Raw genomic sequence first — 13,720 nt, 5'->3', positions numbered from 1 at the left:
CTCGTCCGGACGCATCAATGGCAACTGACGGGTACGTGCAAATTATTTGGGATGGCCCGGAATAGGAACACAGCGGTGCTCCGGCTCGTTGGGTAGACGTGAGCACGACACCAACTGTCCTCGCCGCAGAGCTGGCGCAGGCGTGGGCCGATATTCAGCGGTACCACCCCGAGCTGCCGGATCTAGCCGCGCCCGAGTCCCTGATCGGCGAGTCCTCGTCCGCATGTGGCGCTGAACTCTCCTTCGAGCGACTGCTCCATGAGGCAGTCCACGGCATCGCCGCTGCGCGAGGTGTCCGCGACACCTCCCGAGCCGGCCGCTACCACAACCGCCGGTTCCTGGCGATCGCAGAGGAGATGGGCCTGGACCATCCCGAGGAGCCGCATCCCAGCAGCGGTTTCTCGCTGGTCTCGCTCAATCCGGAGGCGAAGCGCAGATACCGCCCGACCATCGAGCGGCTGCAGCGCGCCCTGAAGGCGCACACCGTCGCCACGGCGGCGGACACCAAGCGCTCGTTCCGCGGGCCCGCGGCCCGGCACGGTTCGTCCGGTGGCGGCGTCCGGGTGAAGGCGGTCTGCGACTGCGGACGCAACGTCCGGGTCGTCCCCTCCGTGCTGGCTCAGGCACCCATTGTCTGCGGTGGCTGCGGGAACGCCTTCCGGATCCCGGAGGCGGTGGCCGCCGCCGGCTGACCTCAGCGGTTCGAGGCACCACTTCCGGGGCCGGGAATGCCGGCCGACGGTGGGGTCACCGGGTGTGCGGACGTATGGCACAATGAACAGCTGTACTCGACAGCCGCACAGGAACCCTCTCGTCCTCCGGCTGACGCGTCCATCGGGCACCCGAGTGCCGCAACCCCACGTGGCATCCCGTTGTGCCCAACCACGTCAAGACCAGGAGACACCACTCCCGTGGCAGTCAAGATCAAGCTGAAGCGTCTGGGCAAGATCCGTTCGCCTCACTACCGCATCGTCGTCGCCGACTCCCGTACCCGCCGTGACGGCCGGGCCATCGAGGAGATCGGCCTGTACCACCCGGTGCAGAACCCCTCGCGCATCGAGGTCAACTCGGAGCGCGCGCAGTACTGGCTGTCCGTCGGCGCCCAGCCGACCGAGCCGGTCATGGCGATCCTCAAGCTCACCGGTGACTGGCAGGCGCACAAGGGCCTTCCGGCCCCCAAGCCGCTGCTCCAGCCGGAGCCCAAGGCCGACAAGCGCGCCGCGTTCGAGGCGTTCGCCAAGTCCATCGAGGACGGCGAGCCGAAGGGGGAGGCAATCACCCCCAAGGCGAAGAAGGCCGACAAGAAGGCGGACGAGGCGGCTCCGGCCGCTGAGTCCACCGAGTCGACCGAGGCCTGAGCATGCTCGAGGAGGCTCTCGAGCACCTCGTGAAGGGCATCGTCGACAACCCCGATGACGTGCAGGTCGCCTCGCGCAACCTGCGTCGCGGGCAGGTGCTGGAGGTCCGGGTGCACCCCGAAGACCTCGGTAAGGTGATCGGCCGCAACGGTCGCACCGCACGCGCCCTGCGCACGGTCGTGGGCGCCATCGGCGGCCGTGGCATCCGCGTCGACCTCGTCGACGTGGACCAGGTCCGCTGAGCAAGAGTTGAACACCGGCTCGGGCCGGGGAGGGCTTACGAGCCATCCCCGGCCCGTCGTCGTACGACAGGAGTGACGCAGGTGCAGTTGGTAGTCGCGCGGATCGGCCGTGCCCATGGCATCAAGGGCGAAGTCACCGTCGAAGTACGCACGGACGAGCCCGAACTGCGACTCGGACCCGGCGCCGTACTCGCCACCGACCCGGCACCGGTGGGCCCGCTGACCATCGAGACGGGCCGGGTGCACAGCGGCAGGCTGCTGCTGCGCTTCGAGGGCGTCAACGACCGGACGGCCGCCGAAGCCCTGCGCAATACGCTGCTGATCGCCGAGATCGACCCGGAGCAACTGCCCGAGGACCCGGATGAGTACTACGACCATCAGCTGATGGACCTGGACGTGGTGCTCGCCGACGGCACGGAGATCGGCCGGATCACCGAGATCAGCCATCTGCCCTCGCAGGACCTGTTCATCGTGGAACGGCCGGACGGCAGCGAGGTCATGATTCCCTTCGTCGAGGAGATCGTCACCTCGATCGACCTGGGGAAGCAGCAGGCCGTCATCGATCCGCCGCCCGGGCTCATCGACGACAGTCAGGCCGAGACGGCCTCCAGCAGGGACGAGGACTGATGCGGCTCGACGTCGTCACGATCTTCCCCGAGTACCTGGAGCCGCTGAACGTCTCGCTGGTCGGGAAGGCGCGCGCCCGTGGCCGGCTGGACGTACGGGTGCACGATCTGCGCGACTGGACGTACGACCGGCACAACACGGTCGACGACACCCCCTACGGTGGCGGCCCCGGCATGGTCATGAAGACCGAGCCGTGGGGCGATGCGCTGGACGAGGTACTGGCCGCCGGATACGAGGCAGGTGCCGGTGAACCGGTGCTGGTCGTTCCCACGCCCAGTGGGCGCCCCTTCACCCAGCAGGTGGCGGTTGAACTCTCCGAGCGTCCCTGGCTGATCTTCACACCGGCGAGATACGAGGGCATCGACCGCCGGGTCGTCGACGAGTACGCGACCCGGATGCCGGTGTACGAAGTCTCCATCGGCGATTACGTGCTGGCCGGCGGCGAGGCAGCCGTACTGGTGATCACGGAAGCGGTGGCCCGGTTGCTGCCGGGTGTGCTCGGCAACGCCGAGTCGCACCGCGACGACTCGTTCGCCACCGGGGCGATGGCCGACCTCCTCGAAGGTCCCGTCTACACCAAACCCCCCGAGTGGCGCGGCCGGGGCATTCCGGACGTCCTGCTCAGCGGCCACCACGGCAGGATCGCCCGCTGGCGACGGGACGAGGCGTTCCGTCGTACGGACCTCAACAGGCCGGATCTGCTGGAGCGCAGCGACCCCGGCTCCTTCGACAAGAAGGACCGCGAGATGCTCTCCATCCTCGGCTGGAAGCAGGGGCCCGGGGGACGATTTGGGCGAGAGCCCGGAGCCGTGGAAGAATAGGCCGCTGCTGTACGTCCGGCGTGCGCCCCTGCCACAGGGGGAACGACGACCGTCCGACGCGATCAGCTCCCGAACTCATCACGATGATTCCGTCGATGACCTGTGGCATCGGCGAAGAAAGCAGAAGATCATGTCCAGCCTGCTCAACGACGTCAACGCCGCATCCCTGCGGAGCGACCTCCCGGCCTTCCGGCCCGGTGACACCGTCAACGTTCACGTCCGCGTGATCGAGGGCAACCGCTCGCGTATCCAGCAGTTCAAGGGTGTAGTCATCCGCCGCCAGGGCGCGGGCGTCAGCGAGACCTTCACGGTCCGCAAGGTCTCCTTCTCCGTCGGCGTCGAGCGCACCTTCCCGGTGAACAGCCCCATCTTCGAGAAGATCGAGCTGGTCTCCCGCGGTGACGTCCGCCGCGCGAAGCTGTACTACCTCCGTGAGCTGCGCGGCAAGGCTGCGAAGATCAAGGAGAAGCGCGACAACTGAGTCCACAGCGCGGCCGGATAAGCTCTGGCCCCGATGGACACCGAAGCACAGCACATGGAGCGTGACCTCTCTCCCGGCCCGGATACGTCCGGCGAGGGACAGAGGTCACGCTCCATGCGGTTCTCCAGGTACTCCGGTTATGCCGCAGGGCCGTGGCGCAGGGCCGGGCTGCTGGCCATGGTCTGCGCCGTCTTCCTGCTGCTCCTGAGCCACTTCGTGATGCAGCCGTTTCTGATCCCCAGCGGCTCGATGGAGCCCACGCTCCAGGTGGGCGACCGGGTCCTGGTGAACAAACTGGCGTACCGCTTCGGCTCCGTACCGCACCGCGGTGACGTGGTCGTGTTCGACGGCACCGGATCCTTCGTGCGGGAGGCCCCGTCGCAGAATCCGGTCACCCGGGCACTGCACGGAGCGGCTGCCGCGCTGGGGTTGGCCGAGCCCGCCGATACCGACTACATCAAGCGGGTGGTGGGTGTGGGCGGCGACCACGTGGTCTGCTGTGACAAGCGGGGGAGGCTCGAAGTGAACGGGCGACCGGTGGATGAGACGTATCTGTACCCGGGAAATCCTCCGTCGAAGGTGCCCTTCGACATCGTCGTGCCCGAGGGGAGGCTCTGGGTCATGGGCGACCACAGATCACGCTCCGGTGACTCCCGCGAGCACCTCGGTGAGCCCGGCGGTGGCACGGTCCCCGTCGACAAGGTCATCGGCCGGGCCGGCTGGATCGGCTGGCCCTTCGGCCGCTGGTCCTCGCTGACCCGGACCGGGGCCTTCGCGCACGTCCCCGCGGCCGGCGGCGCACATGGGTAACCGGGGGCGGGTCCGTCCGGACCGGGAGGACGACGAGCGGCTGCCCACGGGGAGCCGGCCGACCGGCGAGAGGTCATTGCCGACCCGTGCCGAGCGGCGGAAACTCGCCCGCAAGGTCAAGCGGCGGCGGCGCCGGTCGGCGGTGAAGGAGGTCCCCCTTCTGATCGTCGTCGCGGTGCTGATCGCGTTGGTGCTCAAGACGTTTCTGGTGCAGGCCTTCGTCATCCCTTCGGGTTCGATGGAAGAAACGATCCGAATCGGTGATCGGGTGCTGGTCAACAAGTTCACCCCGTGGTTCGGCTGGCAGCCGCACCGCGGGGACGTCGTCGTCTTCCGGGACCCCGGCCACTGGCTGCCGCCCGAGGAACAGCAGGCGAACAACGATCCGGTGGGCGTCAAACAGGTCAAGGAGGGGCTCACCTTCATCGGTCTGCTGCCATCGAACGACGAGCAGGACCTGATCAAGCGGGTCATCGGGGTCGGCGGCGACACCGTGAAGTGCTGCGACACGAACGGCAAGGTCACCGTCAACGGGGTCCCGCTGGACGAGCCCTACCTGCACCCGGGGAATCCGCCCTCGACGCTGAAGTTCCAGGTGAAGGTTCCGATGGGGAGAATCTTCGTGATGGGCGACCACCGGTCGAACTCGGCGGATTCGCGCTTCCATCTCAATGAGGCGTTCCAGGGGACGGTCTCGGTGGACGGGGTGATCGGACGGGCCGAGGTCATCGCGTGGCCGTTCGGACACTGGACCCGCCTGAGTGAGCCGAAGACATTCTCCTCGGTAGCAGCCAGGACGACCGGGTCGTCGGCTGCGCCCGGCGCGTCGAATAGTCTGGGTTTCCAGGATCGGCACGGAATGGCCCGGCTCCCGACTCCTGCGGAACTCCCGCTCGTTATGGGAGTGGTGGGTCTGCGCCTTGTTCGGGGCAGGCGACGACACGGAGTGAGGAGTGGGTGTGGGGGACGTGGCGGTCGGCGCACGATCCGGACACGACGAGCCGGAGGACCGGCCCGGTTCGCCCGTCGGTGGCGCAGAGAACGAAGATTCTGAGGTCGGCGTGGACAGCGGATCCGGCGGGCGGGACCAATCCGGTGGGCCGGGCGGAGCCGACAGGGACGGTGGTCCGACCAAGGACGACCGGGCTGCCAGGAATCAGCGTTCCTTCTGGAAGGAGCTGCCGCTCCTCATCGGTATCGCGCTGGTTCTCGCTCTGTTGATCAAGACCTTCCTGGTGCAGGCGTTCTCCATCCCGTCGGAGTCGATGCAGAACACGCTCCTGGTGGGAGACCGCGTTCTGGTGGACAAGCTCACTCCGTGGTTCGGTTCGAAGCCCGAGCGCGGTGAGGTGGTCGTCTTCCACGATCCGGGCGGCTGGCTCGAGGGGGAACCGACGCCGGACCCGAACGTGGCACAGAAGTTCCTCAGCTTCATCGGTCTGATGCCATCGGCGAACGAGAAGGACCTGATCAAGCGGGTCATCGCGGTCGGCGGCGACACCGTGGAGTGCAAGAAGGGGGGGCCGGTCATGGTCAATGGCAAGGCGCTCTCCGAGAAGTCGTACATCTATCCGGGGAACACGCCTTGCGACGATCAGCCGTTCGGGCCGATCAATGTGCCCAAGGACCGGATCTGGGTGATGGGTGACCATCGACAGGACTCGCTGGACTCCCGCTATCATCAGAATCTGAAGGGCGGCGGCACGGTTTCCGTGGACCAGGTCGTCGGTCGGGCCTTCACCGTGGTCTGGCCGGTCAACCGCTGGTCGTGGCTGGGCGTCCCCAGCACCTTCGACCAGCCGGGCATCAACGCCGCCGCGGCGCTGGGTCCGGGAGCGCTGGGATTCGCCGGCGCCCTGCCGATCGTGCTGCGGCGTAGGCGGAAGGTGTCCCGCAGGCGTACTGCCGGGTAAGGTGCCCTCCCAGATGTCGATCTCCAATGTGTGGGTGAACGCTGGGATGAGCGGAACAGTTCGTACGAGCGGCGATCGCGGTCGGCTCGGCAATGCGTTGTCGGGGCTGGCCGTGGCCGTCGGTTGCGTGCTCTTTCTCGGCGGTTTCGCCTGGGGAGCTGTGGAGTACAAGCCGTACACCGTGCCGACGGATTCGATGACCCCGACCGTCAAGGTCGGGGACCGGGTGCTGGCGCAGCGAATAGACGGCAGCAAGGTCCGCCGGGGCGATGTGGTGATCTTCCAGGACCCGGCATGGGGCGACATGCCCATGGTGAAGCGGGTGGTCGGCGTGGGCGGCGACAAGGTCGCCTGCTGCGACTCCCAGGGCCGGCTGACGGTGAACGGCAAGGGGATCGCAGAACCGTATCTGCAGAACAATCCGCTGACCAAGGGCCGGGCATCGGCGACCGATTTCACCGCGAAGGTACCCGAGGGACAACTGTTCGTGCTCGGCGACGAGCGCACCAACTCGATGGACTCCCGGGTCCACCTGCAGGACGCCGAACACGGTTCGGTGCCGCTGTCCACGGTGTCCGCGCGGGTGGACGCCATCGCCTGGCCGCTGGGCGGCGGGGTGCTGGACCGCCCGAAGGCCTTCTCGGCGCTGCCGGGCGGGGTCTCCCAGCTCGGACCGGTGAAGCTGGTACTCGGATCGGTGCTGCTCGGCCTGCTGCTGATCCTGGGCGGGGCGGCCTACGGGCCCCTGACGCAGCGGCTCGGGCGCAAGAAGGCCGTGGCCGGTGTCCGCTGAGCAGCCCGCTGCGCTCCCCGGTGAACTGCGCAAGGTCGCGCGGGTGATCCTGCTCGATCCCGACGACCGCATTCTGCTGCTCCACGGCTTCGAGCCGGCCGGCCCGGAGCGCACCTGGTGGTTCACCCCGGGCGGCGGCGTCGAGGCGGGTGAGAGCCGGGAGGAGGCGGCGCTGCGCGAGGTGCAGGAGGAGACCGGGCTCGTCGGCGTCGAGCTCGGTCCACTGCTCTGGACCCGGCTGTGCTCGTTCCCCTTCGACGGCCGGCGCTGGAATCAGGACGAATGGTACTTTCTTGCCCGAACCACTCGGACTGAGACCTCCCTGGACGGGTTGACGAGCCTGGAGCAGCGCAGTGTCGCGGGGCTGAGGTGGTGGACCTCCGCCGAACTGTCCGCAGCGCGTGAGACGGTGTACCCGACCAGGCTCGCCGGGCTGCTGCGCACGCTGCTCGACGAGGGTCCCCCGGCTGCACCGGTGGTCCTTGCCCCGGAAATCGCCTAGCGGTGCCAGGAACCGGCGCACAATGGGGGGACGCACGGCTGAAGGGGAACATGCCATGAGCGCCGAGGACCTCGAGAAGTACGAGACCGAGATGGAGCTGAAGCTCTACCGGGAGTACCGCGACGTCGTCGGTCTGTTCAAATATGTGATCGAGACCGAACGGCGCTTCTACCTCACCAATGACTACGAGATGCAGGTGCACTCGGTGCAGGGCGAGGTTTTCTTCGAGGTCTCGATGGCGGATGCCTGGGTCTGGGACATGTACCGGCCGGCCAGGTTCGTCAAACAGGTGCGCGTGCTCACCTTCAAGGATGTGAACATCGAGGAGCTCAACAAGAGCGATCTCGAGCTTCCGGGTGGCTGAGTTGTCCACAACCGCCGAGTAGTCCACCGAGATCCACACGGTGGGCGTTCCGGCCTCAGAGTCGGTACCGGAGGTGGTGCCGACATGAACGCACGGGGGGCACTCGGGCGGTACGGCGAGGAACTGGCGGCAAGGACGCTGGCCGGGGCCGGAATGACCATCGTCGAGCGCAACTGGCGATGCAGGGCGGGCGAGATCGATATCGTCGCGCGGGACGGCGACGCGTTGGTCGTCTGCGAGGTCAAGACCCGCAGGGACGGTCGCTTCGAACACCCCATGGCGGCCGTCACACCGGTCAAGGCGGAGCGGCTCAGACACCTCGCTGAACGCTGGCTGGACGTCCATGGCGGGGCGCCGCCGGGCGGAGTCCGTATCGACCTGATCGGCATCCTGCTGCCGACCCGCGGCGCGCCGCAGGTCGAGCATGCGCGGGGGGTGGCCTGATGGGCTTCGCCCGGGCGTGCTCGGTGGCTCTGGTGGGCGTCGAGGGCGTGGTGGTGGAGGTGCAGGCAGACCTCGAGCCCGGGGTCGCCGCCTTCACTCTCGTCGGGCTCCCCGACAAGAGCCTGGTGGAGAGCCGGGACCGGGTCAGGGCCGCAGTGGTGAACTCCGGCGCCGAATGGCCGCAGAAGAAGCTCACCGTCGGGCTGAGCCCCGCGTCCGTGCCCAAGGGCGGCAGCGGTTTCGATTTGGCCGTGGCCTGCGCGGTGCTCGGCGCCGCCGAGCGGATCGACCCCAACGAGATCGCCGATCTGGTGCTGGTCGGGGAACTCGGGCTCGACGGCCGGGTCAGACCGGTACGCGGAATCCTCCCCGCCGTACTGGCCGCGGCGGAGGCCGGGTACCGCCAGGTCGTGGTGCCCGAACAGACCGCGGGTGAGGCGTCCCTGGTGCCGGGCATCTCGGTCCTCGGGGTGCGGAGTCTGCGACAGCTCATCGCCGTGCTGACCGGAGAGCCCGTCCCGGACGAGTCGGCTCCGCCGGAAGGCCGGCCGGACCCCATGCTGGCCGGGCTGATGGTGCCGGGCGCCGGGGCGGGCACCGGTCTGGCGTCGGCCTCTCCGCACGGCAGCGGTAGCGACCTGGCGGATGTGGCCGGGCAGCAGGCGGCGCGAAAAGCACTGGAGGTAGCCGCCACCGGAGCACACCATCTGCTGCTGCACGGCCCACCCGGAGCGGGCAAGACCATACTGGCCGAGCGGTTGCCGGCCATCCTGCCGCCGTTGACCCGGCACGAGTCACTCGAGGTGACAGCCGTGCACTCGGTAGCGGGGATTCTGCCGCCGGGGGAGCCGTTGGTCAGGACAGCGCCCTACTGCGCCCCGCACCATTCGGCGACCATGCAGTCCCTGGTCGGCGGCGGCAATGGACTGCCAAGGCCGGGAGCGGTGTCGCTGGCCCATCGGGGTGTGCTCTTTCTGGATGAGGCGCCGGAGTTCTCCGGTCGGGCCCTGGACGCGCTGCGCCAGCCGCTGGAATCGGGGCATGTGGTGGTCGCTCGCAGCGCCGGGGTGGTGCGGCTGCCCGCGCGGTTTCTGATGGTGCTGGCCGCGAATCCCTGTCCGTGCGGCAGGCACGGCCTGCGCGGCGCCGTATGCGAATGCCCTCCGTCGGCGGTCCGCCGTTATCAGGCACGGCTCTCCGGGCCTCTTCTCGACCGGGTGGATCTCCGGGTCGGCGTGGAGCCCGTGAACAGGTCGGACCTGCTGGGGCAGGACAGCACCCAAGAATCGACGGCGGTCGTCGCCGCACGGGTGCGAGAGGGCAGGGAACGGGCTGCCGCCCGGCTGCAGGGCACGCCGTGGAGCACCAATAGCGAGGTGCCCGGCCACGAACTGCGGACCCGCTGGACGACCGCTCCGGGCGCGCTGCTGGGCGCCGAGCGCGACATGGAACGCGGACTGCTCACTGCCCGCGGCCTCGACCGGGTGCTGCGGGTGGCGTGGACCGTGGCCGACCTGGCAGGCCGTGACCGTCCGGACGAGACCGATGTGGCGCTCGCCCTGCAGTTGCGTACGGGGGTCGACCGGGGGGCGCTGACGGCTGCGGGCGGTGGTCCCCGATGACCGGTGGCGTGTGCGACGAGGAACGACTGGCACGGGCCGCCCTCACTCGGGTCGTCGAACCGGGTGACGAGCACGGAGGCCGGTGGCTGCGGGAGTGCGGGGCGGTGGAACTCTGGCAGCGGCTCCGCTCACCGGGGCACGACGGGGTTCCACTGCCGGGCGCGAGCGCACGGCGGATCGGGGGGTACCGGCTGCGGGCCGCCGCGGCCGATCCCGACCGGGATCTCGCGGCGGCCGAGGAGGCCGGTAGCCGGTTCGTCTGTCCCGGTGACCAGGAGTGGCCCAGCCAACTGGACGACCTGGGGGACGCACGGCCGATCGGGCTCTGGGTCCGGGGAGGTTCCCATCTGCGCATATGGGCGCTCCGCTCGGTCGCCGTGGTCGGTGCCCGCGCCTGCACCGCCTACGGCGCCCATATGGCGGCCTCGCTGGGCTCAGGTCTCGCCGAGCGGGGCTGGGTCGTGGTGTCGGGTGCCGCTTTCGGCGTCGACGGCGCCGCTCACCGCGGAGCGCTGGCTGCCGGCGGGGCCACGATCGCGGTGCTGGCCTGCGGCGTCGATACGGTCTATCCGCGCGGTCACGCCGAGCTGATCGGTCGCATCGCCGAACAGGGGCTCCTGGTGGGTGAGTTACCGCCGGGCGACCATCCCACCCAGAGCCGGTTCATTCTCAGGAACCGGGTTATCGCCGCACTCACCAGGGGGACCGTCGTGGTCGAGGCGGAGTACCGCAGCGGCTCGCTGGCCACCGCCCGCAGCGCGCAGAAGCTCGGTCGCTTCGTCATGGGAGTGCCGGGTCCGGTCACCAGTGGGCTGTCCTCGGGTGTTCACGAACTGCTGCGCGGCGAAGGCGTGCTGGTGACCGATGCCGCGGAAGTCACCGAACTGGTCGGTGACATGGGGGAGCTCGCACCGCCGAGGGCCGGCCCGCTGCTGCCCAGAGACCTGTTGGATCCCGTCGCGGCGCGGGTCTTGGAGGCGCTGCCGGGGCGGGGCGCGGCCGGCAGCCGCGAGATCGCCCGGGAAGCAGGCACTACGGCTGATGAAGCGCTCGCCAGGTTGTACGAACTCCACTCGTTGGGGTTCGTTGAACGGCGAAGCGAAGGTTGGCAGTTGGTATCGGACAGGACACAGACCGTCGACGCGCGGCGAGGCGGTGCTTGACCAGGGGCAATCGGGTGAAAAGGTGATGTCGCGGGCTCCGGCGGACCCTTCGGCATCACCTCCTCGGTACCTCCTGGGTGGCGTCGAGGAGGCGTCGGCGTGCAGGTGCGATGACATGACGATCGCGCCCCGCAATGGTCCAGTCACGCTACGCTCACCAGGATTCGGCTCAGAGATCGGCGCAGAATCACATCCCACGCAGTCCCAGCAGAACGGCTCAAGGCACCGAATGCCACAGCACACGTCCGGGTCTGACCGCGCGGCAGCACCACCCGCTGCCCGTGGCCATATGCGGCCCTCCGCGCCATCGACGCTCGATGAGCTGTGGCGGTCGTACAAAGCCACGGGCGACAAACGGCTGCGCGAGCAGCTCATCCTGCACTACTCCCCCCTGGTGAAGTATGTGGCGGGCCGGGTCAGCGTGGGGCTGCCGCCCAATGTCGAGCAGGCGGACTTCGTCTCCTCGGGTGTCTTCGGGCTGATTGACGCGATCGAGAAGTTCGACATCGAGCGGGCTATCAAGTTCGAGACCTATGCGATCACCCGTATCCGCGGTGCGATGATCGACGAGCTGCGGGCCCTCGACTGGATTCCACGCTCGGTCCGGCAGAAGGCGCGCGCCGTCGAACGCGCCTACGCCACTCTGGAGGCCAAATTCCGGCGCACCCCTTCGGAGTGTGAGGTCGCTGCCGAGATGGGCATCGCGGTCGAGGAACTACACGCTGTCTTCAGCCAGTTGTCGCTGGCCAATGTGGTGGCGCTCGACGAGTTGCTGCATGTGGGTGGTGAGGGCGGCGACCGGCTGAGCCTGATGGACACGCTGGAGGACACCGCAGCGGACAACCCGGTCGAACTGGCCGAAGGCCGAGAGCTGCGCCGACTGCTGGCCCGCGCCATCAACACCCTCCCCGAGCGCGAGAAGACCGTCGTCACCCTCTACTACTACGAGGGGCTGACGCTGGCCGAGATCGGCCATGTGCTCGGCGTGACGGAGAGCCGGGTGAGCCAGATCCACACCAAGTCGGTCCTGCAGCTCCGGGCCAAGCTGGCTGACGTCGGCCGGTGATCGGAGCTGAATCGTCCCTGCCCGTAGGTGCAAGCGGAGGCGGTTCCGTAAAGTGGCACCGTGCCAAGGATTCGAGCGGCCTCGGTGGCCGAGCACCGGACCATGCAGCGCAGCGCCCTGCTGGACGCGGCCCGCACCCTGCTGTCCGAGGGAGGTACGGAGGCACTGACCTTTCCGGCACTCGCCGAGCGCACCGGTCTGGCGCGCTCCTCCGTCTATGAGTACTTCCGCTCCCGGGCCGCTGTGGTGGAAGAGCTCTGCACCGTCGATTTCCCGGTCTGGGCAGCCGAGATCGAGGCCGCGATGGAGCAGGCCGCCGCTCCGGAGGGCAAGGTCGAGGCGTACGTGCGCCGGCAGCTCGCGCTGGTCGGTGATCAGCGGCACCGGGCCGTGGTCGCCATCTCCGCCAGTGAGCTCGACGTGGGCGCCCGCGAGAAGATCCGTGCCGCGCACGGCGCGTTGATCGCCATGATCGTTGAGGCGCTCGAGGCGCTCGGCCAGGAGCAGCCCCGGCTGGCGGCCATGCTGCTGCAGGGCCTGGTGGATGCGGCGGTACGCCGCATCGAACTGGGGGCGGCGGAGGATCCCCGCGCCATCGCCGACGCGGCCGTCGAGATGGTGCTGCGGGGCGTCCGGGGCTGAACCGGCCGCGACAGGCCCGATGCGTCCAGATCGCTGCCGCGGTCAGCAGTACGGTGCCGACCGCGTCCGGCACCCCGGGAGACGACGACCCGACCGGTGCCGCCCGGGGCCCCCGACGGACCGCGCTGCCGCCTTCCGGGCCGTTGCCTCCCGGAGAGGCGACCCCCGCTTCGGTCAACCGCACGGCTCCGGGCAGCGGGACCCCGGGCAACGGGACCCCGAGGACCGGGAGCAGCCGGGATGGACCGAGGCGCAGCATGTCCGGTGGCAGCAACGACAGCGGGTCGAGATAGGTGTCCCCGCGCAGCAGACCCCAGTGCAGACATCCCGACGCACAGTGGAACGGCCCCTCCCCGAGCACCGCGACCACCTGGCCGGCGGTGACGCGGTCACCCTTCCCGACCAGCGCCCGCACCGGCTGGTAGGTCGTACGCAGCGGGGTGCCGGCCACGGAGATCGTGAGCACCCCGTGCCCTGCCACCTGTCCCGCGAACGTGACCGTCCCCGGGGCGGCGGCCCTGACCGGCGCCCCCGGCGGTGCACTCAGATCGACGCCGCGGTGACCCGGTCCGTACGGCGAGGCGGGCGGGGCCCAGCCGTGCACGATCCGGGGACGGCCCCCGACGGGCCAGCTGCGGTCGGCGGCGGACACGGCCGCCGCCGGGGCGGCAGCGGACAGCACCGTGGTGAGCAGGGGGGCCAGCACCATCAGGATCAGTCGCATGGCAGAAACCGTCCCGCAGTGAACCGATCCGCGGGGATCATGGCCGGTATCTGTGGATGGCTCGTCGGTTGTGGACATCGCCGTCACCCTGCACCCACCCGGTCCCGTACACTTCAGGTGGCGATCCGGGTCACCGGGTCGACTTCGC

17 protein-coding genes and 1 pseudogene are annotated in these 13,720 nt (G+C 69.1%); 17 read left to right on the top strand and 1 reads right to left on the bottom strand.

All coding sequences use genetic code 11. The annotated features are described in order from the left end of the window. Nucleotides 1-98 precede the first annotated feature (98 nt). The 17 genes from AB0M87_RS00475 to AB0M87_RS00395 all read left to right on the top strand — a co-directional run bounded on the left by AB0M87_RS00475 (nt 99) and on the right by AB0M87_RS00395 (nt 12,848). Nucleotides 99-692 carry a hypothetical protein gene (locus AB0M87_RS00475; RefSeq protein ID WP_365848934.1) on the top strand — a complete coding sequence of 198 codons (594 nt, stop codon included), beginning with the start codon at nt 99-101 and terminating at the stop codon, nt 690-692. 219 nt (nt 693-911) lie between these two features. Continuing rightward, nucleotides 912-1,358 carry a 30S ribosomal protein S16 gene (gene rpsP / locus AB0M87_RS00470; RefSeq protein WP_365848933.1) on the top strand — a complete coding sequence of 149 codons (447 nt, stop codon included), beginning with the start codon at nt 912-914 and terminating at the stop codon, nt 1,356-1,358. Between the two features lie 2 nt (nt 1,359-1,360). Next, a complete protein-coding gene (locus tag AB0M87_RS00465; RefSeq protein ID WP_042810017.1) occupies nt 1,361-1,600 on the top strand; it encodes an RNA-binding protein in 240 nt (79 codons plus the stop codon). Nucleotides 1,601-1,681: 81 nt separating this feature from the next. After that, complete coding sequence (gene rimM / locus AB0M87_RS00460) at nt 1,682-2,227, top strand: ribosome maturation factor RimM (RefSeq protein WP_365848932.1); 546 nt, start codon at nt 1,682-1,684, stop codon at nt 2,225-2,227. Further along, the gene (gene trmD / locus AB0M87_RS00455; RefSeq protein ID WP_365848930.1) at nt 2,227-3,048 is read left to right on the top strand and encodes a tRNA (guanosine(37)-N1)-methyltransferase TrmD; all 822 of its coding nucleotides are present in this window, start codon (nt 2,227-2,229) and stop codon (nt 3,046-3,048) included. Before rimM ends, trmD begins: the two co-directional genes overlap by 1 nt. A gap of 130 nt (nt 3,049-3,178) precedes the next feature. Then, nucleotides 3,179-3,529, top strand: coding sequence for a 50S ribosomal protein L19 (gene rplS / locus AB0M87_RS00450; RefSeq protein ID WP_365848928.1), 351 nt, complete (start codon nt 3,179-3,181; stop codon nt 3,527-3,529). A gap of 33 nt (nt 3,530-3,562) precedes the next feature. Further along, entirely contained in the window at nt 3,563-4,339 is a 777-nt protein-coding gene (gene lepB / locus AB0M87_RS00445; RefSeq protein WP_365848926.1) for a signal peptidase I, read from the top strand. Then, on the top strand, nt 4,332-5,393 hold the full coding sequence (gene lepB, locus AB0M87_RS00440; RefSeq protein ID WP_365848924.1) for a signal peptidase I: 1,062 nt from the start codon (nt 4,332-4,334) through the stop codon (nt 5,391-5,393). The genes lepB (AB0M87_RS00445) and lepB (AB0M87_RS00440) overlap by 8 nt, the downstream gene beginning before the upstream one ends. Beyond that, a complete protein-coding gene (lepB, locus tag AB0M87_RS00435; protein WP_365849833.1) occupies nt 5,308-6,252 on the top strand; it encodes a signal peptidase I in 945 nt (314 codons plus the stop codon). Before lepB (AB0M87_RS00440) ends, lepB (AB0M87_RS00435) begins: the two co-directional genes overlap by 86 nt. A 46-nt stretch (nt 6,253-6,298) precedes the next feature. Next, nucleotides 6,299-7,045: a signal peptidase I gene (gene lepB, locus AB0M87_RS00430; RefSeq protein ID WP_365848923.1), complete on the top strand. Its 747-nt coding sequence runs from the start codon at nt 6,299-6,301 to the stop codon at nt 7,043-7,045. Next, nucleotides 7,035-7,547 (top strand): NUDIX hydrolase, encoded by a 513-nt coding sequence (locus AB0M87_RS00425; protein WP_365848921.1) that lies wholly within the window; start codon nt 7,035-7,037, stop codon nt 7,545-7,547. Before lepB (AB0M87_RS00430) ends, AB0M87_RS00425 begins: the two co-directional genes overlap by 11 nt. A gap of 55 nt (nt 7,548-7,602) precedes the next feature. Then, nucleotides 7,603-7,911 (top strand): DUF2469 domain-containing protein, encoded by a 309-nt coding sequence (locus AB0M87_RS00420; RefSeq protein ID WP_003965949.1) that lies wholly within the window; start codon nt 7,603-7,605, stop codon nt 7,909-7,911. Between the two features lie 84 nt (nt 7,912-7,995). Next, nucleotides 7,996-8,355: a YraN family protein gene (locus AB0M87_RS00415; protein WP_365848919.1), complete on the top strand. Its 360-nt coding sequence runs from the start codon at nt 7,996-7,998 to the stop codon at nt 8,353-8,355. Further along, complete coding sequence (locus tag AB0M87_RS00410) at nt 8,355-9,977, top strand: YifB family Mg chelatase-like AAA ATPase (protein WP_365848918.1); 1,623 nt, start codon at nt 8,355-8,357, stop codon at nt 9,975-9,977. The genes AB0M87_RS00415 and AB0M87_RS00410 overlap by 1 nt, the downstream gene beginning before the upstream one ends. Beyond that, nucleotides 9,974-11,140, top strand: coding sequence for a DNA-processing protein DprA (gene dprA / locus AB0M87_RS00405; protein ID WP_365848916.1), 1,167 nt, complete (start codon nt 9,974-9,976; stop codon nt 11,138-11,140). The genes AB0M87_RS00410 and dprA overlap by 4 nt, the downstream gene beginning before the upstream one ends. A gap of 229 nt (nt 11,141-11,369) precedes the next feature. Next, a complete protein-coding gene (gene whiG / locus AB0M87_RS00400) occupies nt 11,370-12,206 on the top strand; it encodes an RNA polymerase sigma factor WhiG (protein ID WP_365848914.1) in 837 nt (278 codons plus the stop codon). Between the two features lie 84 nt (nt 12,207-12,290). Beyond that, nucleotides 12,291-12,848 carry a helix-turn-helix domain-containing protein gene (locus tag AB0M87_RS00395; protein ID WP_365849832.1) on the top strand — a complete coding sequence of 186 codons (558 nt, stop codon included), beginning with the start codon at nt 12,291-12,293 and terminating at the stop codon, nt 12,846-12,848. A gap of 190 nt (nt 12,849-13,038) precedes the next feature. Here AB0M87_RS00395 and AB0M87_RS00390 read toward each other — a convergent pair. Further along, a pseudogene (locus AB0M87_RS00390) lies at nt 13,039-13,485 on the bottom strand (M23 family metallopeptidase); the annotation flags it as partial. Between the last annotated feature and the right edge of the window lie 235 nt (nt 13,486-13,720).

The organism is Streptomyces sp. NPDC051320 (genome assembly GCF_040682175.1).
GTDB lineage: Bacteria > Actinomycetota > Actinomycetes > Streptomycetales > Streptomycetaceae > Streptomyces.
Note: the sequence above shows the minus strand (reverse complement) of the source record. Positions and strands in the feature narration are given on the sequence as shown.

Bases quoted from the DNA above. Each gene is read 5' to 3' on its own strand.
- dprA (WP_365848916.1), top strand. From the start codon at position 9,974: ATGACCGGTGGCGTGTGCGACGAGGAACGACTGGCACGGGCCGCCCTC.
- lepB (WP_365848923.1), top strand. From the start codon at position 6,299: ATGAGCGGAACAGTTCGTACGAGCGGCGATCGCGGTCGGCTCGGCAAT.
- lepB (WP_365848924.1), top strand. From the start codon at position 4,332: ATGGGTAACCGGGGGCGGGTCCGTCCGGACCGGGAGGACGACGAGCGG.
- AB0M87_RS00415 (WP_365848919.1), top strand. From the start codon at position 7,996: ATGAACGCACGGGGGGCACTCGGGCGGTACGGCGAGGAACTGGCGGCA.
- AB0M87_RS00465 (WP_042810017.1), top strand. From the start codon at position 1,361: ATGCTCGAGGAGGCTCTCGAGCACCTCGTGAAGGGCATCGTCGACAAC.
- AB0M87_RS00420 (WP_003965949.1), top strand. From the start codon at position 7,603: ATGAGCGCCGAGGACCTCGAGAAGTACGAGACCGAGATGGAGCTGAAG.
- trmD (WP_365848930.1), top strand. From the start codon at position 2,227: ATGCGGCTCGACGTCGTCACGATCTTCCCCGAGTACCTGGAGCCGCTG.
- lepB (WP_365848926.1), top strand. From the start codon at position 3,563: ATGGACACCGAAGCACAGCACATGGAGCGTGACCTCTCTCCCGGCCCG.
- AB0M87_RS00410 (WP_365848918.1), top strand. From the start codon at position 8,355: ATGGGCTTCGCCCGGGCGTGCTCGGTGGCTCTGGTGGGCGTCGAGGGC.
- rplS (WP_365848928.1), top strand. From the start codon at position 3,179: ATGTCCAGCCTGCTCAACGACGTCAACGCCGCATCCCTGCGGAGCGAC.
- whiG (WP_365848914.1), top strand. From the start codon at position 11,370: ATGCCACAGCACACGTCCGGGTCTGACCGCGCGGCAGCACCACCCGCT.